Origin of the sequence: Henriciella barbarensis, assembly GCF_003576345.1 — a bacterium.
GTDB lineage: Bacteria > Pseudomonadota > Alphaproteobacteria > Caulobacterales > Hyphomonadaceae > Henriciella > Henriciella barbarensis.
In genome coordinates this window covers 1-20,469 of sequence record NZ_QWGB01000009.1, presented here as the reverse complement: position 1 = coordinate 20,469, position 20,469 = coordinate 1, and the positions used below count along the sequence as shown (strand labels likewise).

The 20,469-nt window shown below is 60.5% G+C and carries 25 protein-coding genes and 1 tRNA gene; 12 read left to right on the top strand and 14 right to left on the bottom strand.

The window, feature by feature from the left end:
- Positions 1-12: 12 nt before the first annotated feature.
- Positions 13-534, bottom strand: a complete 522-nt coding sequence (locus D1224_RS13120; RefSeq protein WP_119380412.1) for a DUF1993 domain-containing protein — start codon at positions 532-534, stop codon at positions 13-15.
- 141 nt (positions 535-675) lie between these two features.
- On the opposite strand from D1224_RS13120, the gene D1224_RS13115 reads away from it, so the two are divergent.
- From D1224_RS13115 to D1224_RS13100, 4 genes are all read left to right on the top strand, one after another.
- Positions 676-1,140, top strand: a complete 465-nt coding sequence (locus tag D1224_RS13115; protein WP_119380411.1) for a peptidylprolyl isomerase — start codon at positions 676-678, stop codon at positions 1,138-1,140.
- A 36-nt stretch (positions 1,141-1,176) separates the two neighbouring features.
- A complete protein-coding gene (locus D1224_RS13110; RefSeq protein WP_119380410.1) occupies positions 1,177-2,787 on the top strand; it encodes a stimulus-sensing domain-containing protein in 1,611 nt (536 codons plus the stop codon).
- Between the two features lie 84 nt (positions 2,788-2,871).
- Complete coding sequence (locus D1224_RS13105) at positions 2,872-3,276, top strand: PTS sugar transporter subunit IIA (protein WP_119380409.1); 405 nt, start codon at positions 2,872-2,874, stop codon at positions 3,274-3,276.
- Complete coding sequence (locus D1224_RS13100) at positions 3,273-3,572, top strand: HPr family phosphocarrier protein (RefSeq protein WP_119380408.1); 300 nt, start codon at positions 3,273-3,275, stop codon at positions 3,570-3,572. Before D1224_RS13105 ends, D1224_RS13100 begins: the two co-directional genes overlap by 4 nt.
- 9 nt (positions 3,573-3,581) lie before the next feature.
- Here the strand turns inward: D1224_RS13100 and D1224_RS13095 are convergent, their stop codons facing one another.
- From D1224_RS13095 to D1224_RS13070, 6 genes are all read right to left on the bottom strand, one after another.
- Complete coding sequence (locus tag D1224_RS13095; protein WP_233350548.1) at positions 3,582-4,997, bottom strand: SLC13 family permease; 1,416 nt, start codon at positions 4,995-4,997, stop codon at positions 3,582-3,584.
- Between the two features lie 95 nt (positions 4,998-5,092).
- Complete coding sequence (proB, locus tag D1224_RS13090) at positions 5,093-6,208, bottom strand: glutamate 5-kinase (RefSeq protein ID WP_119380407.1); 1,116 nt, start codon at positions 6,206-6,208, stop codon at positions 5,093-5,095.
- On the bottom strand, positions 6,208-7,251 hold the full coding sequence (gene obgE / locus D1224_RS13085; protein ID WP_119380406.1) for a GTPase ObgE: 1,044 nt from the start codon (positions 7,249-7,251) through the stop codon (positions 6,208-6,210). The genes proB and obgE overlap by 1 nt, the downstream gene beginning before the upstream one ends.
- 10 nt (positions 7,252-7,261) lie before the next feature.
- Positions 7,262-7,789 carry a GNAT family N-acetyltransferase gene (locus tag D1224_RS13080; RefSeq protein WP_119380405.1) on the bottom strand — a complete coding sequence of 176 codons (528 nt, stop codon included), beginning with the start codon at positions 7,787-7,789 and terminating at the stop codon, positions 7,262-7,264.
- 125 nt (positions 7,790-7,914) lie between these two features.
- A complete protein-coding gene (gene rpmA, locus D1224_RS13075) occupies positions 7,915-8,184 on the bottom strand; it encodes a 50S ribosomal protein L27 (RefSeq protein WP_119380404.1) in 270 nt (89 codons plus the stop codon).
- Between the two features lie 41 nt (positions 8,185-8,225).
- Positions 8,226-8,903 carry a 50S ribosomal protein L21 gene (locus D1224_RS13070; protein WP_119380403.1) on the bottom strand — a complete coding sequence of 226 codons (678 nt, stop codon included), beginning with the start codon at positions 8,901-8,903 and terminating at the stop codon, positions 8,226-8,228.
- A 164-nt stretch (positions 8,904-9,067) separates the two neighbouring features.
- On the opposite strand from D1224_RS13070, the gene D1224_RS13065 reads away from it, so the two are divergent.
- The 4 genes from D1224_RS13065 to tnpC all read left to right on the top strand — a co-directional run bounded on the left by D1224_RS13065 (position 9,068) and on the right by tnpC (position 12,100).
- Positions 9,068-9,157: transfer RNA gene (locus tag D1224_RS13065), tRNA-Ser, on the top strand.
- A gap of 441 nt (positions 9,158-9,598) precedes the next feature.
- Positions 9,599-10,129, top strand: coding sequence for an IS66 family insertion sequence element accessory protein TnpA (tnpA, locus tag D1224_RS13060; protein ID WP_119380590.1), 531 nt, complete (start codon positions 9,599-9,601; stop codon positions 10,127-10,129).
- Positions 10,126-10,479: an IS66 family insertion sequence element accessory protein TnpB gene (gene tnpB, locus D1224_RS13055; RefSeq protein ID WP_119380402.1), complete on the top strand. Its 354-nt coding sequence runs from the start codon at positions 10,126-10,128 to the stop codon at positions 10,477-10,479. Before tnpA ends, tnpB begins: the two co-directional genes overlap by 4 nt.
- A gap of 76 nt (positions 10,480-10,555) precedes the next feature.
- On the top strand, positions 10,556-12,100 hold the full coding sequence (gene tnpC / locus D1224_RS13050; protein WP_119380401.1) for an IS66 family transposase: 1,545 nt from the start codon (positions 10,556-10,558) through the stop codon (positions 12,098-12,100).
- 23 nt (positions 12,101-12,123) lie between these two features.
- On the opposite strand, the gene D1224_RS13045 is transcribed toward tnpC, so the two are convergent.
- The 7 genes from D1224_RS13045 to D1224_RS13015 form a co-directional block, all read right to left on the bottom strand.
- Positions 12,124-13,791 carry a recombinase family protein gene (locus tag D1224_RS13045; protein ID WP_119380400.1) on the bottom strand — a complete coding sequence of 556 codons (1,668 nt, stop codon included), beginning with the start codon at positions 13,789-13,791 and terminating at the stop codon, positions 12,124-12,126.
- A 2-nt stretch (positions 13,792-13,793) separates the two neighbouring features.
- The gene (locus tag D1224_RS13040) at positions 13,794-14,216 is read right to left on the bottom strand and encodes a DUF2924 domain-containing protein (protein ID WP_119380399.1); all 423 of its coding nucleotides are present in this window, start codon (positions 14,214-14,216) and stop codon (positions 13,794-13,796) included.
- Entirely contained in the window at positions 14,216-14,455 is a 240-nt protein-coding gene (locus D1224_RS13035) for a DUF3489 domain-containing protein (RefSeq protein ID WP_119380398.1), read from the bottom strand. The genes D1224_RS13040 and D1224_RS13035 overlap by 1 nt, the downstream gene beginning before the upstream one ends.
- A gap of 142 nt (positions 14,456-14,597) precedes the next feature.
- Positions 14,598-14,810, bottom strand: coding sequence for a hypothetical protein (locus D1224_RS16345; RefSeq protein ID WP_182482295.1), 213 nt, complete (start codon positions 14,808-14,810; stop codon positions 14,598-14,600).
- Between the two features lie 372 nt (positions 14,811-15,182).
- Entirely contained in the window at positions 15,183-15,638 is a 456-nt protein-coding gene (locus D1224_RS13025; RefSeq protein ID WP_119380589.1) for a methyltransferase family protein, read from the bottom strand.
- Positions 15,635-16,279: a cation transporter gene (locus tag D1224_RS13020; RefSeq protein ID WP_119380396.1), complete on the bottom strand. Its 645-nt coding sequence runs from the start codon at positions 16,277-16,279 to the stop codon at positions 15,635-15,637. The genes D1224_RS13025 and D1224_RS13020 overlap by 4 nt, the downstream gene beginning before the upstream one ends.
- On the bottom strand, positions 16,276-16,854 hold the full coding sequence (locus D1224_RS13015) for a methyltransferase family protein (protein WP_119380395.1): 579 nt from the start codon (positions 16,852-16,854) through the stop codon (positions 16,276-16,278). Before D1224_RS13015 ends, D1224_RS13020 begins: the two co-directional genes overlap by 4 nt.
- An 83-nt stretch (positions 16,855-16,937) precedes the next feature.
- On the opposite strand from D1224_RS13015, the gene D1224_RS13010 reads away from it, so the two are divergent.
- The 4 genes from D1224_RS13010 (at position 16,938) to D1224_RS12995 (ending at position 20,395) form a co-directional block, all read left to right on the top strand.
- Entirely contained in the window at positions 16,938-17,354 is a 417-nt protein-coding gene (locus D1224_RS13010; RefSeq protein ID WP_119380394.1) for a MerR family transcriptional regulator, read from the top strand.
- Between the two features lie 139 nt (positions 17,355-17,493).
- Positions 17,494-17,820: a DUF2946 family protein gene (locus tag D1224_RS13005; protein ID WP_182482294.1), complete on the top strand. Its 327-nt coding sequence runs from the start codon at positions 17,494-17,496 to the stop codon at positions 17,818-17,820.
- Between the two features lie 71 nt (positions 17,821-17,891).
- Positions 17,892-19,187 carry a TolC family protein gene (locus D1224_RS13000; RefSeq protein ID WP_119380392.1) on the top strand — a complete coding sequence of 432 codons (1,296 nt, stop codon included), beginning with the start codon at positions 17,892-17,894 and terminating at the stop codon, positions 19,185-19,187.
- Positions 19,184-20,395, top strand: a complete 1,212-nt coding sequence (locus tag D1224_RS12995) for an efflux RND transporter periplasmic adaptor subunit (protein WP_119380391.1) — start codon at positions 19,184-19,186, stop codon at positions 20,393-20,395. Before D1224_RS13000 ends, D1224_RS12995 begins: the two co-directional genes overlap by 4 nt.
- Positions 20,396-20,469: the final 74 nt, after the last annotated feature.

Genomic DNA, 20,469 nt, shown 5'->3' with positions numbered 1-20,469 from the left:
GGCTGAGGCCCCTTACCTCTTCAGCTGCATCCGGCCGAGATAGTCGCGCTTGCCGATCGGCACCGCTTTCATGCGCAGAATGTCATAAGCCGTCGTTGCGTGGAAATAGAGGTTCGGCTTGGCGAAGGAGAAGAGAAAGCCTTCAGCGGTGAACGGCATCGACATTTCTCCAAGCTTGAAGACCACGTCCTTGCCCAACCAGTCATTGACCTGATCGGCCTTCATTGCGGCCAGTGTCTGCGCGGTCTCAGCGAGCTTGGCCTGAAAACCGGCATAGTCGAGGCTTTCGAGCTTGTTCGGCGGGGTGGCTTCGCCGCGGCGCACGCTTTCCAGGGCACCGAGCGAGTGGTGCATGACTGAATGAAGCTGGAAGGTGAGGGGAAACATGTCCGAATGGATCGTCTCGCCAAGCAGATCGTCCGGGTTCAATCCGCGGGCTTCATAATGCTGCGCGCCCTTTTCGAGGACGCCTTGTACCGAGCCAACGGTCTGTTGCATTGGCAGAACGACGGCTTCGTAGAGGGACAGGCTCATGGGGGCTCCTAGCGTTTCGATGGGTCTGCACGAGGGCTACATGTCAGAGCACACCTGAGCAAGAGAATGCGATGGAGGGTTTGCCCGGCGGCCCCGTCAGGCTTATGCCAGCTGCAACCAGATGAAACATGGAGAGACATCATGGCAGACGCAGAAAACACGCTCCTGATGGAGACGACCAAGGGTCCGGTGAAGATCGAGCTTCGCCCGGACCTTGCCCCTAACCACGTGGCCCGCATCAAGGAGCTCGCACGCGAAGGCTTCTATGACGGCATCGTGTTTCACCGCGTGATCGACGGCTTCATGGCGCAGGCCGGTTGCCCGAACGGCACCGGTACAGGCGGCTCTGACAAGCCGGACCTGAAGGCCGAGTTCAATGACGAGCCGCACGTGCGCGGCATCTGCTCCATGGCTCGCACCAACCAGCCAAATTCGGCCAACTCGCAGTTCTTCATTGTGTTCGACGAAGCCAGCTTCCTGGACCGCCAGTACACGGTATGGGGCAAGGTCGTCGAAGGTATGGAAAACATCGACCAGCTGAAACGCGGCGAGCCAGTTCGTGACCCGGACTCCATCAAATCACTGAAAGTCGAAGCTGACGCCTGATCAGCAGTTCAATCATTGAGGCCCGGCAGGGAACACATGGAAGAGCCCAAGCGAAAATGGCGGTTGCCTGACCTGAAAGGCGCTAACCCGCTCTCCTCGCGCATTGCGCGGCTCATCTTTGCTTCAAACCTTGCCGGCCTCGCCATTCTCATTCTGGGCGCCATGGTGCTCAATGAGATGCGCGCCAGCTTTGTGGTTGCGAAGAAGCAAGACCTTGTCGGCCAGGCACAGGTCTTCTCGAACCTGCTGGCAGAAGGCGCCACATTCGGTCAGCCACAGCCCGTCATGGATGGAGATCTTGCCCGCGCGACGCTGGCGGACCTTTCGCTGCCGGTTTCCATACGCGGCAAGGTTTACGGGTCGGAGGGCAGCCTGATCGGCGACAGCTATTTCCTGTCCGACCGGGTCGTTGTGTCGTCCCTCCCGCCGCTACAGGAGCCGAGCCGCCTATCCCGGTGGGGGCGATCCCTGTCTGAGTGGGCTGTATCGACCTTTGGCGCCATCGTGCCCGACCGCGGCGGCGACGCTGTACGCACGCAGACCTTCGAAGACGAGTTCGCTGTCGCTGCCTCTGGCGCAGAAGCGGCAAGCCAGCGCTTCAATGACCGCGGCCAGCGCATCATTTCCGTGTCCGTTCCGGTCCAGCACGTCTCTGCGGTTGTCGGCGTGCTGACAGTGGAATCAAACGACATTGACGAGATCATTCGCGCCGAGCGCGCTGCCCTCATACCCTTTATCGGCGTTGCGGTGCTCGTCGCTCTCATCACCTCGACCCTCCTGACAATTGGTATCGCCCGGCCCCTTCGCAGGCTGTCTGCAGCTGCTGATGATGTGCGGTCCGGTTCCTCGCAGAGGCTGGATCTGCCGCGCATTGCCCGCAGGCGCGACGAGATCGGCGCGCTTGCAAACTCCATGGGGTCGATGACAGACGCCCTGTTCGAGCGGATCAGTGCGAACGAGCAGTTCGCCGCCGATGTGGCCCATGAGATCAAGAATCCACTGACCTCCATCCGCTCTGCTGTGGAGACCGCTGAACGGGTCAAGGACAATCCAGAAGCAATGGCCAAGCTGCACGAGGTCATCGCCCATGATGTTGGCCGGCTCGACAGGCTGATCACCGATATTTCCAACGCATCGCGCCTCGAGGCAGAGATCACCCGCGTACCGACCGAGACGTTGAACATCGCTCGCTTCGTGCAGGACATTGTCTCGACCTACGAGCATCTGAAGCTTGATGAGACTGGCCCGACAGTCAGCTTTGAAGACGCTACCATGGGCGCAGGACTGCGCGTGCGCGGGCGTGAGGGCCCGCTCGGCCAGGTGATCCGCAACCTGATCGACAATGCACTGTCTTTCTCCCCGCAGGATGGCACCGTAACCGTACGTGTCGAACAGGACCGGATCGGTCCGCAGACAACCGCACGGATCGTGGTGGAAGACACCGGCCCCGGCTTACCAGATGACAAGCTGGAGAAGATTTTCGACCGCTTCTACACCGACAGGCCCAAAGGCTCTGCATTCGGGCGCAATTCCGGGCTTGGCCTCTCCATCGTGCAGCAGATTGCAGCCACACACCTCGGCCAGGTCTGGGCCGAGAACCGCGAAAGCGGCGGCGCACGCTTTGTGGTCGAACTGCCCGCAAGCTGAAGTTGCACCGCATAGCGAAAGCTTGACGTTCAGCCAAACCCTGTCAGCTTCGTTAATCAGTGGGAATACGGACTAGACTGCCAGATGATCGGAATTGTTGTCGTCAGCCACGGAAAGCTTGCGCGGGAGCTTGTCAGAGCAACCGAGCATGTTGTCGGGGAGCAGGAGTACTTTCGCTCAATCTCGATCGAAGCTGAGGATGATATCGACGCGCGGCGCGAACAGATCCGTGAGACGGTCGCGGCCTGCAATACCGGCAAGGGCGTCATCATTGTGACTGACATGTTCGGCGGCACGCCGTCGAACCTTGCGATCTCCGTCATGCCGGATGCCCGGATCGATGTGATCGCCGGGGTGAACCTGCCCATGTTGATCAAGCTCGTCGAAGTCCGGGCAGAGGCCAAGCTGGCCGACGCCGTAAAAGCCGCGCGAGATGCTGGCCAGTCCTACATCCGCATTGCCTCTGAAGTCATGGACAAGACCGCATGAGCGCTGATGGAGAAAGCCTGGTCGACCGCCGGGTCCAGATCGTTAACCGCAAAGGGTTGCATGCCCGCGCATCGGCAAAACTGGCCCGCCTTGCCATGACCCTGCCGGCGCAGGTCTTCGTTGTCCGCAACGGAGAGACCGCGAACGCTCACTCAATCATGGACCTTCTCATGCTCGCCGCTCATCAGGGCAGCGAGGTTGAGGTCCGCGCGAGCGGGGCGGAAGCGGGCCCGTCTGTGGACGCGGTTTGCGCCCTGATCGAAGACGGCTTCGGCGAGAATGACGATGACGACTAGGCGCAGGGCCTAGAGGAAAATCGGCGCCAGCCAGTAGCCGATCGCACTGATCACCACCACGCCGATCAGATTGACCCGCAGACCGCGTTTCATCATCTGCGCCACTGACACCTCACCCGTCGCGTAAATGATTGCATTCGGCGCCGTCGCCACAGGCAACATGAAGGCGCAGGACGCCGCCACAGCCGCAGGCGCGAGAAGGCTTTCGGGTGCGGCACCTATGGCGAGGGCAAGTGAGCCGAGAATGGGCGCCAGCGTTGTCATCGTCGCGACGTTTGAGGTGAGCTCTGTCAGGAAAATGACCAGCGCCACGACGGCGACGATGATCAAGAGGGGCGGCAGGACCGAAACGGCTTCGAGCTGACTGCCGATCCACTCAGAAAGCCCCGTGCGCGAGATCGCCTTGCCGAGCGCAATGCCCCCGCCGAACAGGATCAGCACGCCCCAAGGCAGCTTCTCGGCCTCTTCCCAATTGAGAAGCGGGCGTTTCTCTTCCTTTCCCGCAGGCACAATGAACATCAGAACGGCGCCAAAGATGGCCGTGATCATGTCCATTCGCGCGCCCTTGTAAGAGACGAGAAGATCAAGGCCGGCTGTTTCCGCCAGAGCAAGCAGAGGCAGCTGTAGAACCCACAGCGTTGCCACTATGGCGAATACACCGGCAGCGCGCGCCTCGGGCGTAGAAATCCTGCCAAGTGCACCAAGCTGGCTCTTGATCTCGTTCGAGATGTTCTCGGCGTTTCCCCGCTTGGGCAATTCACGCGTAACCGACCACCATGCAGCCGGCACCAGCAGGCAGGCGGCTGGCACACCAAAGGCCATCCATTGCGGGAAACCGATTTCCGCGCCTGTATTGTTCTGCAGCCAGTCCATCGCGATCAGGTTTGTCGGCGTGCCAATTGGTGTGCCGACCCCGCCAATCGAGGCCGCATAGCATACGCCGAGCAGGAGTGCCGTCTTGAACAGCCTGGTGTCGCCGGGCAGAGCGGCCGCTGCAGAAAGCGCAATCGGCACCATCATGATCGTCGTCGCCGTATTCGAAATCCACATGGAGAGAAGCGCGGTGGCTGCCATAAAGCCGAAGATGAGGGTCCGGGGCTTTGTCCCGACATTTGCGACAACGTTGAGCGCAATCCGCTTGTGCAGATCCCAGCGCTCAATGCCCATGGCAACGATGAAACCGCCAAGCAGCAGGACCACGATATGGTTGAAATAATCGCCGCCCACGACGGTTGGATTGCCTGCGCCGACAAGCGGCAGAACGATAAGCGGCAGAAGTGATGTCGCCGGAATCGGGATCGGCTCCGTCATCCACCAGACAGCCATCCAGGCCAGCAGGCAGGCACTGCCCCACGCTGCCCAGTCGAGACCTTCCGGCGTTCCAGCCAGCGCCATGCCGACCGCAAGCAGCGGTCCGAGCCACAATCCAATACGCTTGGGTTTAATGGGCGTCCTCCCTCAAAGACGTTTGAGGGCGACACTGGTCAGGACCGGCCCGCTTCGTCAAGTTCACGCGGCGGTCAGCTGCCCAGAACGAGGTCGTCGCGGTGTATGATGGCCGGGCGCCCACGATAACCGAGCCGCACTTCGATATCATCGCTATGGGCGCCGGCGAGACGCTGCACATCGGCGGCATCGTAAGCGGTCACGCCCTTCGCGATAACGACGCCGTCCGGGCCTTTGATGGCGACGGCCGCCCCTTTTTCAAAACGTCCCTCAACGCCTGTGACCCCGACCGCGAGCAGGCTGGAGCCTTTGAGCAGCGCGCCCATGGCCCCATTATCGACCAGAACCGCGCCCTCAGGTGTCAGATGCCCTTTGAGCCAGGCCTTGCGAGCCGTGTCCGGGGAGACGGACGGCGTAATCCATGTCGCCCGTTCACCAGTGCGCAGCGCTTCGATGGGACGCGGTCGATCACCGAGTGTGATAGCGGTCGCGCAGCCTGCCCCGAAAGCAATTCTCGCGGCTGCAAGCTTCGTCGCCATACCACCAGTCCCAACGCCCGCACCGGCATTTGCGCTGCCAGCCATGGCGTCATGCGCATCCGTCAGCTCCAGCACTTCGGCAATGTGCGTTGCTGCAGGGTCCTTGCGCGGGTCCGCAGTGTACAGCCCGTCGATATCGGACAGGAGCACCAACACATCGGCACTCAGCATCTGGGCGACGCGTGCGGCCAGCCGGTCATTGTCGCCATAGCGGATTTCTTCGGTGGCAACGGTATCATTCTCATTGATGATCGGCACAGCACCGGCCGCCAGCAGTGTATCCAGCGTCGCGCGCGCATTGAGCCAGCGTCGGCGGCGCTCAGTATCTTCCAACGTGAGAAGCGCCTGCGCGGCCTTGATGCCGTGCGGGGCGAGTGCATCCGCAATTGCCGACATGAGCAGCGGTTGGCCCAACGCTGCAGCCGCCTGCTTTTCCTCAAGCTTCTTCTGGCTTCCCTTGCCAAGGTGCGGACGGCCGAGCGCGACAGCGCCGGAGGAGACCCAGACGACGTCCTTGCCTGCCGCCCGCAGAGCAGCGATGTCCGCCGCCAGCCCGTCAATCCAGTTGCGACGCGGCGCGCCCTTCGCGGCGATGAGCGCAGAGCCGGTCTTTATGACAATCCGGCGAGCCCTATCAAGCGGCGATCCCATCAGGGGCGCCAGTCCTCTTCTTCTTCGTCAGAGGCTTCGGTTTCTGCAATGCGCAGGTCGCCAAGGTGACGGGCGAGCGCCATCAGCGCTTCACGCACATTTGTCCGGGCCACCGAGGAAAGCCGCATCGGCTTGTGGCCACACGCCGCCTCGAGCTCTGCCGCCTGCGCGTCGACAAGCTCTTCCGTAAGCGCATCAATCTTGGTCAGGGCTACGATTTCGGGCTTGTTCGCCATCTCCGGCTGATAGTCCTCAAGCTCCTTGCGGATGGTGCGCCATGCTTCGCCCGGATTGTCCTGCGTACAGTCGATCAGGTGAAGCAGCACCTTGCAGCGCTCCACATGGCCCAAGAAGCGATGGCCGAGGCCGGCGCCTTCTGCCGCGCCTTCGATAAGGCCCGGAATGTCCGCCAGTACGAAGCGCGTACCGGGGCCCAGATCGACAACGCCAAGACCCGGATGAAGCGTAGTGAAGGGATAGTCTGCAACTTTCGGCTTTGCGGCGGTGGCCGCACGCATGAAGGTGGACTTGCCTGCATTTGGCAGACCGAGCAGACCTGCGTCGGCGATCAGTTTCAGGCGCAGCCAGACAGTCCGCTCTTCGCCCTCCTCGCCGGGATTGGCGCGGCGCGGAGCCCGGTTCGTTGATGTCTTGAAGTGCAGATTGCCCCAGCCACCATTACCGCCGCGCGCCAGAAGAACGCGCTGACCAACTTCTGTCAGGTCCGCGATCAGCGTTTCCTGGTCTTCTTCAAAAATTTGCGTCCCAACAGGAAGTTTGACGATCCTGTCTTCGCCGCCGCGCCCATGGCGCTGTTTGCCCATGCCGTGGCCGCCGCGTTCCGCCTTGTGGTGCTGCTGGTAGCGGTAATCGATCAGCGTGTTGAGCCCCTCAACCGCTTCGGCATAGACGTGCCCGCCGCGCCCGCCGTCACCGCCATCGGGACCGCCGAATTCCACATAGGCTTCGCGCCGGAAGGAGGAACTGCCCCGTCCGCCATCGCCGGCTTTCACATAGATCTTGGTCTGGTCGAGAAATTTCATTGTGTGGTCCTTAGCGCGTCTTTGGCTCGCGCACCATGAAGACATGATCAACATCCTGTCCGCGCCCGAGGCAGAAGACAGGAGAGTTATGGGTTTTTCGGAAGCCGAGTTTTTCAAGAACCCTGCCGGAAGCGGGATTGTCGGCAAAATAACCGGACGTGAAGCGATCACCGCGGCCGGATTCTTCCAGCCAGCCGACAAGGGCGCGGGCCGCTTCGGTCACGATGCCCTGCCCCCAATATCCGGGGCTGAGCCAGTAGCCGATCTCGAACGGATCGCCGACGTGCGTGCGGTGCGCCCCAACAATGCCGGCAAAGGCCCCCTCCACCTCGACCACAAAGACATGATCCAGGTCGCTTGCCGCGCCGCGGGCAACCGATTCCAGCCAGCCGGTGGTAATTTTGACTGTCTGGCCGGGCGCGATGCGAGCCACCTTCTCATAGATGCGGGGATCGTTGACGCAGGCCGTGATAAGTGGCGCATCGCTCACCATGGGGCGGCGAAGGCGCAATCTGGGCGTCTTCAACTCCTGAACCATCCGTTACTCTCCACGGCGATCGCGGCCAACCGCGCAAGAAAAAGGGGAGACAGCCACCTGTCTCCCCTTCACATCTTGTGCGGTTCGATTGTCAGGCAGCGCCCCGGCCGCCTGCAGCCGATCGCTTATTCTGCAGCGTCAGCCATTGGGACAACCGACACATACTGACGGTCGCCACGGGTACGCTTGAACTCGACGCGGCCTTCTTCGAGCGCGAAGAGCGTGTGATCCTTGCCCATGCCGACACCCTTGCCTGCATAGGTCTTGGTGCCGCGCTGGCGGATGATGATGTTACCTGGGACCACGTGCTGGCCGCCATACTTCTTCACGCCAAGGTATTTCGGGTTCGAATCGCGACCGTTACGTGACGAGCCGCCTGATTTCTTATGTGCCATGAGGGCGCTCCTTGATCCTTAAGTAAAGCCTGTAAGAGGCTTTAGGCGTCTTTCGCCAGTTGATCGGCCTGTTTGACCCATTCGTCACGCTCAATACGACCGCCGAGACCGGCTTCATCGTCGAGCTCCTGGGCCTGCGTCGCATTCAGCTCGGCAACCTGCCAGAAGTGGAAGATGCCCGCAGCGTTGAGCTTCTTCTCCATGGCCGGGCCAACACCGGAGATCTTTTTTAGATCGTCTGCCTTGCCCTCAGCCTGCTCAAGGCGGCCGCGATCGTCGGTCTTCGGCTTGTCAGCTTTCGCCGCTGGCTTTGGAGCAGCTTCCTTCTTGGCAGCAGGCGCCTTGGCCTCTGCCTTCGGAGCTTCTTCCTTCTTCGGCGCGGCAGCCTTCTTCGCCGGGGCTTTCTTGCCGTCGGTCAGGATCGAGGTGATCGTGACGACGCTTTCGAGCTGGCGGTGGCCTTTCTTGCGACGATAGGTGTTACGCTGACGCTTTTTCATGATCAGCTTCTTGTCGCCCTTACGCTGGGCGGCAATTTCACCGACGACACTTGCGCCATCAACGACAGGCGCACCAAGCGTGACGGACTTGCCGTCGCCCAGCATCAGCACGTCGAACGTAACGTCAGCGCCAGCATCGGCTGCGAGTTTCTCGACAACAATCTGGTCGCCTTCGGCAACCTTGTATTGTTTGCCACCAGTCTTGATGACCGCGAACATGGCCTCATCCTTCCGGAAGGTGAATTAGTTGAGTGTCCGCACGCGCACGGCGCCGGACATGAAGGCGCGGATAAACACTATCGGCCATCTGATGTCAAACCCTGTCCTGCATGAATCCGGGGGCTTGCATGCACCCCGATGTGACGCTATCTCCCCGCCCCTACGGAGAGGTGCTAGAGTGGTTGAATAGGCTAGTCTCGAAAACTAGTGAGCTCGCAAGGGCTCCGAGGGTTCGAATCCCTCTCTCTCCGCCACGCACCCCTAGATTTGAAGACCAGATCTCCAAACTTCCGAGATAGCCCGCCACTGGCGGGCTTTTTCATGTCCTTTGGTCTCTGTTTTCCACGAAACCCCTGAACAACCGCGGTATTCCCGCCGAAGTCTCTACCCGGCAATTTCAACAGATCTCTTACTGGGCATTTTCCCTGTTATCGCCGATTTACAGGGAAATCGCTCACTTTTGCAGGGAAAAGCCGACTTTTAGCGCCACAAAACTACGTGTTTACAGCGCTTTATAGATGAATTCCCTGCGCGGAATAACAGGGAATTTTTTGATCGATAACAGGGAAAATTGCTTTCCATAACAGGGAAAATACGCGAGCGGAGTAGTAAGCGTCCAATAGTGACACGCTTGTGCGCGGTGTGGGGCGTTCGATCTCTTTCGGCTGGTGTTCAAAAGTCGAGAGGAGATGCCGATGCCGAGATTGTCACCTGAGAAACGTGCGGAGCTGGAAGCGTTCTGGTGGGCCCATCACGAGGCGTGGAAGCGCAGTGACTTGAATCAACGCGAATATTGCGAAGTGAACGACCTGCCGCTGAAGCGTTTCGGGAACTGGCGCGCCCAGTTCAAACGCGAGCCGCGGCCAGAACCCGTACATCTTCTGTATCGCCGCGGGGGCCTAAGTCATAGCTTTAGTCATAGGCTAAGTCATACCCTTAGTCATAAGCTAAGTCATAGGCTTAGTCCTAAGTCAGACCGTCCGGCCGATATTCGGTCGACTCCAAATGGTGATCCGATCCTCCCGCCTGTTCAGGAAGGGCGTCGGCGCAAGTTCAGTGCCGCAGACAAGAACGCGATCGTCAGGGCGGCATGTCGACCGGGCGCTGTCACCTCCGATGTCGCTCGTCGCTATGGCGTTGCCCCGCGTGTTCTGTTCCGCTGGAAGCAGGAGCTGGCTGTCGCCGATGAAACGCCGCGCTTTGTCACGGTTGAGGTGGCATCATGACCTTGCTTCCAGAAGGTGTGCGCGTTCACCTGGCGGTTGGCCACACCGACATGCGCAAGGGGATCGATGGCTTGTCGGTGATGGTTCAGGAGGTTCTGAAGCGCGATCCGTTCACAGGTCATCTCTTCGTGTTCCGCGGCCGCAAGGCGAACCTGATCAAGATTGTCTATTGGGACGGTACCGGGCTCTGCCTGTTCACCAAGCGGCTCGAGCATGGCGCCTTCCTCTGGCCATCGGAGAATGAGCCGGGCAAGTCGATTGTCCTGACATCGGACCAGTTATCGATGCTGATCGATGGCATCGACTGGCGATCCCCGGACGAGCGATGGCGTCCCGCCCGAGCAGGTTGAGGGGCTGATGCGACCGATTGAATCAGGCCGCAGAAAGCTGTGCGGAACGCGCTGATTCCAGCGTAAACTCCGTGGTATGGAGCTTGACCTCACCGCCCTGCCTGAAGACGTGGATGTGCTGCATCGCATGATCCGGGACATGGCTGCGGCACGTCATAGCGAGCGCGCTGAAGCACGAGCAGAAATCGAGCGGCTGCGCCAGATGGTGAAGACGCTTCAGCGCAGCCAGTTCGGCCGCCGGGCCGAGGGACTTGATCCCGGCCAGCTCCAGCTTGGCCTGGAGGATCTGGACAGTGATGTGGCGCGGCTTGAAGCGGCATCGCCAGATACACTTGTCGAGACTGGCGATCGTCCAGCCCGCACGCGCGCGTTCAGCCTGCCGGACCATCTTCCGCGCGAGGATGTGGCGGTCGACACTGAGACCAGCACCTGTCCATGCTGCGGCGGGGCGCTGCACTTCATCGGCGAGACGGTCAGCGAGATGCTGGACCATGTTCCGGCGCAGCTGCGTGTCCTGCGGATCAAGCGCCCGCGCTATGGCTGCCGGGGCTGCGGGAAGATCCACCAGGGATCAGCCCCGGAACGTCCGATCGCGAAGGGGCTCGCTACGCCAGGCCTGCTCGCGCATGTCATCGTCAGCAAGTACTGCGATCACCTGCCGCTCTACCGCCAGTCACAGATCTTTGCCCGCCAGGGTGTGAAGCTGAACCGGTCAACGCTTGCCAACTGGGTGGGCGGGGCCAGCTGGTGGCTGGAAGCCCTGCATGAGCGGCTCGCAAACCATGTCTTCAGCTCGAACATGCTGTTCGCCGATGACACGCCGCTGCCTGTGCTCGATCCGGGCCGCGGGCGCACCCGAACAGGTCGGCTCTGGGTTTATGCCCGCGATGATCGACCGTGGAATGGACCCGGTCCGCCGGCTGCTGTCTATATCTACAGCCCTGACCGGCGCGCCGAACGCCCGGAAACCCATCTGAAAGACTTCAGCGGTGTGTTGCAGGTCGATGGCTATGCCGGGTTCGAGCGGCTGACCACAGGTGGGGATATTACTCTGGCGGCCTGCTGGGCGCATGCGCGGCGCAAGTTCTACGAGGTGCACCAGGCCACAGGCTCACCGATCGCGGCCGAAGCGTTGCAGCGGATCGCCGAGCTCTATGCTATCGACGCCACGATCCGTGGGCAGAGCGCGAACAAGCGTCGGATCGTGCGGGCCCGGAAATCCCGCCCGCTGGTCCGCGCGATGAAAGCCTGGCTGGAAACCGAACTCCAGCGTATCCCGCCGCGCAGCGGGCTGGGCGATGCGATCCGCTATGCGCTTGCCCGCTGGGATGAGCTCAGCCGGTTCCTCGACGATGGTCGGATCGAACTCGACACGAACACCGTCGAGCGCGCTATCCGTCCGGTGGCGCTGGGACGCAAGAACCACCTGTTCGCCGGCTCGGAAGGCGGGGCACAGAGATGGGCCGTCATCGCGTCTCTGCTGACAACCGCAAAGCTCAATGATGTCGAGCCGCATGCTTATCTGAGTGATGTTCTCGAGCGTCTCAGTCAGGGCCATCCGATGAACCGGATCGACGATCTGCTACCGTGGAACTGGGCGGCTTCACGCGCGGACGTGTAAGAACTGGACGCTTACCGAGCGGATCAGGGAAGCTCAAAGCCGAACTTGTCAGCTTGGCGATCCCAATCCAGCGGAAGGTTTGAGCGCAGAATTTTCTCAAGACTTAAATCGGCTGGTTGCCGTCCATCCAGGATCGCTTTGACAATCGCCGGCGAAAGAAAAGCCAGCTTCATTCTCTGGCGCAGCGGCGATGGGGTCCAGCCGATGCTTGAGGCGATATCGGCCAGCGACGTGCCTGCCCGCCAAGTCTTCATCCAGACATGTGATCTGGCGATGGCATTGATGAGGGTGGTATCTCGCTGCGGCGCTGATGCGCCAAGAATGAGCACGGTCTCGACGCCGCGCTTCTTCAATGTAAAGTCTTCTGCGTGAACTAAAGCTGGCGCTGAAAATTCGCTCGCTGGGATGCTGATGGCATCAGCAAGCGCCTCGTCATCTAAGGTCAGCCTCAACTCCCCTACCCCCACCTTAATACGCTCCAAGAACCGGAAACTCCTGGCAGGCGTGGCGGAAGATGCCAGAAGCTCAATCTCAGCCAGTCCAGCTGAGAGCCTGCCGAAAGATTCTGCATCTGGGTTGGCGAGCAGATGTTGAGGGGCCGTCCGCAGCCAGTTTCGCAGAGCCTCAGTCACGGCTTTTTCGAGTTTGGCGGCGGGCAGTCGCCATCCGCTGGATGCCTCACTCTTGGTGTTGAGCAAGCTTCGAGAGACATAGTATCGCCACCGGCGACCTTTTGCGTTGGCATAGGTTGGTGTGAGGCGCTCACCCGTTTCATCATAGAGCCGACCCGTCAGCGGCGATCCTTCGTTGGTCTTCTGACCTCGCTGCCCGCGTTGTCGTGCGCTCTTCTCCTTCAACCGATCCTGCACGCGCGACCAGAGCATCTCATTAATGATCGCAGGATGAGTTGAGGGATAGGCATTTTCCTTATGCCGTACCATGCCGCGATAGACAGGATTGGTTAGAAGAGAATGGATCGCGCCCCGGGACATCACACATCCACCGAGTGATTTGCCACTTTTGAACGTTCGCTCCTTCGACCGGATCCCCTCAAGGCTGGCTTCGCGCGCAACTGCGCCAAGGCATTGGTGTTCGTCGTAAAGCGCAAATAGCCGCCTTACCGTCTCGGCCTCACCCTTGTTCAGGACCAGCTCCCGCTTGTTGGGGTCAGGATGCGGGTCGTAGCCAAGCGGGGCCAGTCCACCCATCCAGAGCCCTCGTTTAGCTGAGGCGGCCAGTTTATCTCGGATACGCTCTGCAGTGACCTCACGCTCAAATTGCGCAAAGGACAGAAGGACGTTGAGTGTCAGCCGGCCCATGCTCGTTGATGTATTGAACGCCTGCGTGACGGAGACGAAGGAACAGTCTGATTTATCGAACCGCTCGACCAGGCGCGCAAAGTCGGCAAGCGAACGTGTGAGCCGGTCAATCTTGTAGACGACCACCATGTCGATCCGTCCGGCATCGATATCGTCGAGAAGAGTTTGCAGGCCCGGCCGCTCCATATGTCCACCTGAGATGCCGCCGTCATCGTATCGCGTCGTCAGAAGCTTCCAGCCTTCATGCTTCTGGCTTTCGACATATGCCTTGCAGGCCTCCCATTGAGCGTCGAGAGAGTTGAAGCCCTGCTCGAGGCCCTCTTCATGGGATTTGCGAGTGTAGATCGCGCAGCGGATCGTCGTCTTGGCCATGGTCAGGTCTGCTTACGCTGCAGGCCAAAGAAGCGAGGCCCGGACCAGCGCGCGCCAGTGATCTCTCGGGCTACCGCACTCAGCGACCGAAAAGTTTTGCCGCGATAGATCACTCCATCAGCTGTCACGTCGACCGAGTGCTGGACGCCATTCCACTTCCGCACGAGCCGGGTGCCTTGCGTTGCGATCTTTGCAGCTTCTGGCGGCGGGTCACCCGCGGCGATCCGCTCGAGTGTGGATTGCAGGCGCTTGCCTAAATCGCCGTGCTTCTGAGCCTGGGCCTCATACGCAATGAGGCGAGCGAGAAACGGCGTGCTTGTTCTATTGGGAGGCGCCTCCGTACTGACGGTCTCCCATAAGACGAGGAGCTCCCCGCGGGGCATGTCCCGCAGGGTCTCCAAATTGGTCGGCAGAGAGGCAACCATCAGGCTTTATCCAGACGGTAGCGTGCGTAACGGTCTCCGTCCGCCGGCGGGAGCTTTTCCAGCTTTCCATCTTCTGCCCGCACTCGGGTGAGTGCCGCGCGCACTGTATGCGGCAGCCAGTCCAGGGCTTCGGAGATCTGATTGACCGTGACACCGTCTTTCTTGTTGAGCAGGTTCACAAGCTGCTCGCGTTTTGTAAGCGGCTTCGTCTGGGTTTTCGGTTTGGTCGTTGTAGTCATTGGTTTTCCTTCAGTTTGTGAGGAGCGATCGGTCGCTCCCACTGGCTGAAGGCCCGGCCATCTGAAGGGGGCGGGCGCGCCGAAATTCGTTTTCGGCGCACCTACACTCACGCTCGGTTGGGGCGCGAAGTCCAGCCGAAAGTCAGCCGCTTTCTGAAGACTTTTGATGGTTGGCCAAGGCCTGCTCCGCCAAGCCAATAGCTTCAAATGACTTAGCTACCGCACACTCGGCGAGCGACTTGAATTGTTCGTTGTCTATTTTCGGCGACTGGGCGTTGGACGCAGCTGCGTGCGCATCTTCAAGCGCGGCGGTCGCATCAGCCATGAGTGCAGAAGGTGATTTCAATCGAGCCATGCTTCGATTGGCGCTTAATTCCGTGATCGGTTCAAGCGCAAACGGGACTGCGTGATTTGCGCACCAGATTTCCAGCATTTTGTGCCCGCCAAGTTTGAGCCTATGCTGGAGTTGGCTGAATCCTGTACCTTCTGATCCTGCTCGCCGTCGTTAGTCCGAATATAGAGACAGCCATCGACTATGGTGGATTTCCTTTTGTGATCGCTGGCGCGGCTCTCACGCTCAATCTCATGGGGTACATGTTCGGGCTGACGGCGCTATTGTTCACGAGCGACCGCAAGGAGACCATTCCTGGCGCGAGGCTAGACATCACCAGTAACGTGAACACCCTCGAAGATCCCGGAGACTGCCGTCTGCCATCAATGCGATAGGCTACAGCCATCGTCGCGTTCGACGGCAATAGACGTCATAAGCACTGCCGAACTTTTTCTTGAGAGCCTTTTCCTCCGGTTCGATTTGCAGGACCGTCATTGCGGCGACAAATACAACTGGAGCGAGCAAGGCTGCACCATTCCCGGTCCAGATAGCGAGGCTGGTGAGGACTAGGGCAAAACCGAGATACATCGGGTTTCTCGAGACGCGATAGAGTCCGGTGGTGACCAGATGCTCGGCATTGGTCGGCCTGACCGGATTGACCGTCGTGCGGGCTGTCAGGAAGGCGACAACTGCGGCCGCAAGAATTGCTGCGCCAGCCAGGGCCAGACCTGCCGCGATTGCGTGACTGGCAAGCCTCGGATCATAATCCAGACCCGGTGAAAGACGGGCCGCCAACCAGCCAAAACCGGCGCAGAACAGGAACTGGACCAAGGGAGGGATACGTAGCTTCATGAGGCTTTTGCCGACGAACATCCGGCGCCGGATTTCTGTTGCCTTAACTCGCCGACGGCCTGCAGTGTGATGGCCCAGGAGGAACGCAGGAAGAGGCCTGCCAGTAGGGCGGCCACAATCAGGTCCGGCCACGGCGATCCGGTCAAAGCGACGGTGCCGGCTGCGGCGATAACACCGACATTGCCGATCGCATCATTGCGCGAGCAGAGCCAGACGGAGCGGACATTGCTGTCGCCGTCGCGCCAGCGCAATAGAATCAGCACGCTCAGCAAATTGGCCGCTAGAGCCAGACCGCCGATAATGCTCATGGTGATCGTCTCCGGGGACCCGTCTGAAAAGACACGGGCGATGGTAGATCCCAAGATGAACAACGCGATCAGCGCCAGCGACCCAGCCTTGAATAGAGAGGCCTTCGCCCGCACCGAAGCGCTCATACCGATTACGGCAAGGCTGATCGCATAGGTTGCCGCATCGCCGCCAAAGTCCAGCGCGTCCGCCTTGAGGGCCTGGGAACGGGCGAGGTAACCTGCGGAGAGCTCGACGATGAACATGATGGCGTTGATCGCGATGACGGCAAGAAGCGCGCGCCGATAGGATATCGATGTTCCGTCAAAGGATGACTGTCCACAGCAGTCGCTCATGAAACTGTCTCCTTTGGAAGTCCGATGAAGCGCGGGGTGCGCCGCCGATAGGCTGTGTATTGGTCGCCATATGTTTCCTGGAGCCAGGGCTCCTCTGCGAAGGGAGCTGCAATCACGGCCGCGACGACGCCCCCTAGAACCGGAAGGACGTTGTTCGAAGCGCTGAGAAGCGCCCAGCCAATGGCCGATATGATGATCGCCATATATTGAGGATGACGCGAATAACGATACAGCCCGTCCTTAATCAACTCGCCCTTGGCGCCGAAATTCTGGCTGAACCCGAAGCGGATCATTGCCGGCCAGATTATGAGGTTGCCGAGAATGAAGGCGGCGAGCCCCGGACCGGAGCGTACCCAGTCCGACAGACCAATGTCGCTCCATCCTGAAATTCCGAGCCAGAGGGCCGCTCCGAGAATGACAAGGTCGCCCAGCCAAACGATGGCTGCGGTCAGACCGGAATAGGATTGGGGTGGCCAGAGCCGTCGCGTGGGGAAGAGAGCGGACCACAAGAATACGGCGAAAAAGATCGCCCCCGTGGCGGTACCAAGCAACTGTATCTGAGGTTTGATAGCCATTTTCGTGCTCCCTTGATCTCTTTACGGCTCAGGAAGGATTCCCTACAGTCTACAGCAACTGTAGAGGCAAGAGGTTTCACTGCATGAGCTCTATGACGATCGGCAAACTGTCTGCGGCGACCGGGGTGAAGGTCACTACGATACGCTACTATGAATCGATTGACCTACTTGAAGAGCCGGCGCGGAGCGCGAGCGGGCAAAGACTGTATGGCGACGCGGCTGTCGAGCGTCTTGGCTTCATCCGGCACGCCAGGGACCTAGGCTTTCCCGTCGCGGCGATCCGGGAACTGATTTCATTGCAAGTTGACCCAGGCAGGGATTGCGATCTGGTCGACCAGATCGCCCGCCGCCAGCTGGGCGAGGTCCGCCGCAGGCTTACCCAGCTAGAAGCGCTTGAAGCCGAACTAAAACGCATGATTACCGCCTGCGAGGGCGGGAAGGTCGCGAACTGTTCAGTGCTCGCAGCGCTGGGCCATCATGAGCAATGCCCGCGTGAATAGCATGCGGGCAAAAGGTCGAAAGTGCCCCTTCAAAACGGGGCTTGACCCTCTAGTTACTAGAGGTGCTATGGCATTGGGCTTGGAATAATTCACTCGCATCTAAGTTTACAGTATGAACCTGCCCCGGATGATAAAGCACTTGCGAACATTGATCGTCATGTTGATGACGGTCGCTTTCGTGATTGCGCCCATGAGTGCGGCGGTGGATACGATGCATACAGGCGATCAGAGCGCAGAGATGTGCGCGGACGCCGAGCTTTCGCAGGACGGGTCCCGCGAGGAGCCCTCGCATGACGAACACAAACATAAGGCCCATCATTGCGGCAGCTGTCATGTCCACATGATCGGCGGGAGCTATTTCGGCGCCGCCATTCAGCCTGAGATTCAGACTAAGCGGCTTCGTCCGGGCTTGGCATTCCACGCGAGCCTCGTTCCGGATGGCCTATACCGACCTCCCCGCGCCTAGACCGACGACACCAAAACTTTGTGCTGCTCCGGCTGCACTGTCGTTGAATCTGGACGAGGAAACCATCCAAAATGAAAATTCTGCTATGTGGCGCTGTTGCCGCAATAGGCCTGCCTGCCATGGTCGGCGCAGCCTATGCCGAGGGGTGCAGTGCTACCCCGCTCCGGGCGATCGAGTATGATCAGACGCCTCCGCTCACGCTGGAACAGGCTGTTGCGCGAGCCGGCAATACCGCGCCCGAAATCCTGATTGCCGCCTTGGAAGCGAGAGCCGCTTCGGCCGATGCCGACCAGGCCGGGCGGCGGCTCAACCCGGCGGTTTCCCTGGAGACCGAGAACTTTGCGGGCACCGGCGGTCTCGAAGGCTTTAATGCCTATGAGACGACGCTGGCGCTGGAACAGACCTTCCAACTCGGAGGCAAACGTCGCTTGTCCGAGAGAGCTGCAAGGGCCGAGGCCGCGCTTGCAAGCGCAAAGTGCAACGTCCAGCGATTGGAAGTCCAGCGGCTTGCGGGTGAACTCTTTCTTGACTTGCAGGCAGCAATCGAAATGGCCGCAGTGGCAGATGCATCGGCCAAACTGGCCGAGGAGTTTGCATATATTGTTGAGCGTCGCGTCGACGCAGGAGCCACAGCCCCGCCCGAGCTGTCCCGTGCAAAAGCCGAAGCAGCGATCCTTCAGGCCACCGCCGATGCGGCCCAAGGCGAGGCGGAAGCCCGTGCACTGGCGCTCGCCTCGGTCTGGGGCAGCGCCAAGGTAGATTTCATCCTGCCGAGAGCAGAGGCTTCACACTTGGCGCTCTACGGTACGGAACCGGATCCTGACGGTGCTAAACATCCAAAATTGCAAGCGGCTCAAGCCGGTGCGGAAGCCAAGGTGGCAGCGACAGACCGCGCGCGGGCCGGCGCCTGGCCGGATATTACCGTCTCTACTGGCATCCGGCGCTTTGAGGACACCGGAGACAGTGCATTCCTCGTGGGGGTAAGCCTGCCATTGCCGGTCTTTGACCGTAACCAGGATGCTACAAGGGCAGCCAAATTCCGCACCGAAGGGGCCGAACTGAATGCCAGGGCCATCGAAGCGAGGCTGAGAGCCGAGCAGGCGAGCCGCGCCGCGCAAATCCGGGGCGCAGAATCCCGATTGCAGCGTCTTGAGGAAGAGGCCCTGCCCTTCGCCGAAGATGCCTACGCTTCAGCCGCCGAAGGCTACCGGGTTGGCAAGTTCGATCTCACCGCCACGCTCGATGCAAGACGCAGCCTAATTGAAACCCGCGCCGCCGTGATCGATGCCCGGCTGGCGCTCCTTACACAAACCCTGCGGCTGCGTGCGCTGATTGGCGCAGCGCCCTTCGACGGAGAGATCCAATGAAACTGAATTTGTTCTATGCGGCGCTGCTTTCTTCGGCGCTTCTATATCTTGGCGCCTGTGGCAATGACGCTCCCGCTTCACCACCTGCAGACCAGACGGCCCCGGAGGGCGAGGGCGACCATGAGAGCCATGCAGAAGACGGCAATGATCATGTCGAGCTGACCGCCGAGGAGGCGGAAGCTGCCGGTATCCGGACCGGGCCAGCCCAAACAGGAGCGGTTTCGGGCCAGCTGGAACTGCCGGCCGAGATCCGTTTCGATGCGGACCGTGTCGCAAGGGTCTCGCCACAGGTCGAGGGCACCGTTGCTCAGCTCTATGCAGGCGAAGGCGACATCGTGAAAGCCGGCGCCACGCTTGCCCGGCTGACCAGTCGTGAACTTGCCGGCCTAAAGGCCGATTATCTGAATGCCCTGAGCGCCGAGCGCCTCGCGCAAGCCGAGCTTGAGCGTGAGGAAAATCTCTGGGAGCAGAAAATCACCGCCGAGGCCGATCTGCAGTCGGCGCGTGCGGCATTCGCCGCAGCCAATGCCGGCCGGGAAGCTGCCGAAAACAGACTGCATGCCATCGGCATCGGTCATGGCACGCTGGACATGCTGGATGAGGCTGCGGACGGGTCGCTTGCGCAAGCCTATGTCACGGCGCCCCTGGCCGGAGAAGTGATCCAGCGAAGCGTTTCGCTTGGAGAAACCGTATCCGCTGGCGGCGCGCCCATCTTTGTCATCATTGATGATAGCGTCGTGTGGGCCGATATCGCGGTCTACAAGGAAGATCTCGGCAAGGTCAGCGAAGGCCAGACCGTGACATTCCAGCAGGAGGATGGCCGCGTCCTGGCCGAAGGGACAATTTCAAATGTTCTGCCTGTCATTAACGAGGCGTCCCGGACAGCAACAGCGCGCGTCATTGTCGACAATGCCGAACACAGGCTGAAGCCCGGTCAGTTCGTAACGGCGCGGATCGACACGGGAGAGGGGCGCCCCGTCGTGCGCGTTCCCTCCGATGCGATTGTCAGCGTCGAGGACAGGATGTCCGTCTTCGTCCCGACCGATGACGGGTTCGAACCGCGCGAGGTCCGCACAGGGAACAGCGCGAGGGGCTACACCGAGATCATTTCCGGGGTCGAGGCCGACGAAGCATTCGTTGCCGAGGGCGCCTTCACCCTGAAAGCGCAGCTTGAAAAAGACGCTTTCGGCGACGGCCACGCACACTAGGAGACCCGCAAAATGATCAATTTGATGCACCGCCTTGCGGGTGGCCGGCTGCTTGCCGCCATTGCCGCACTCGC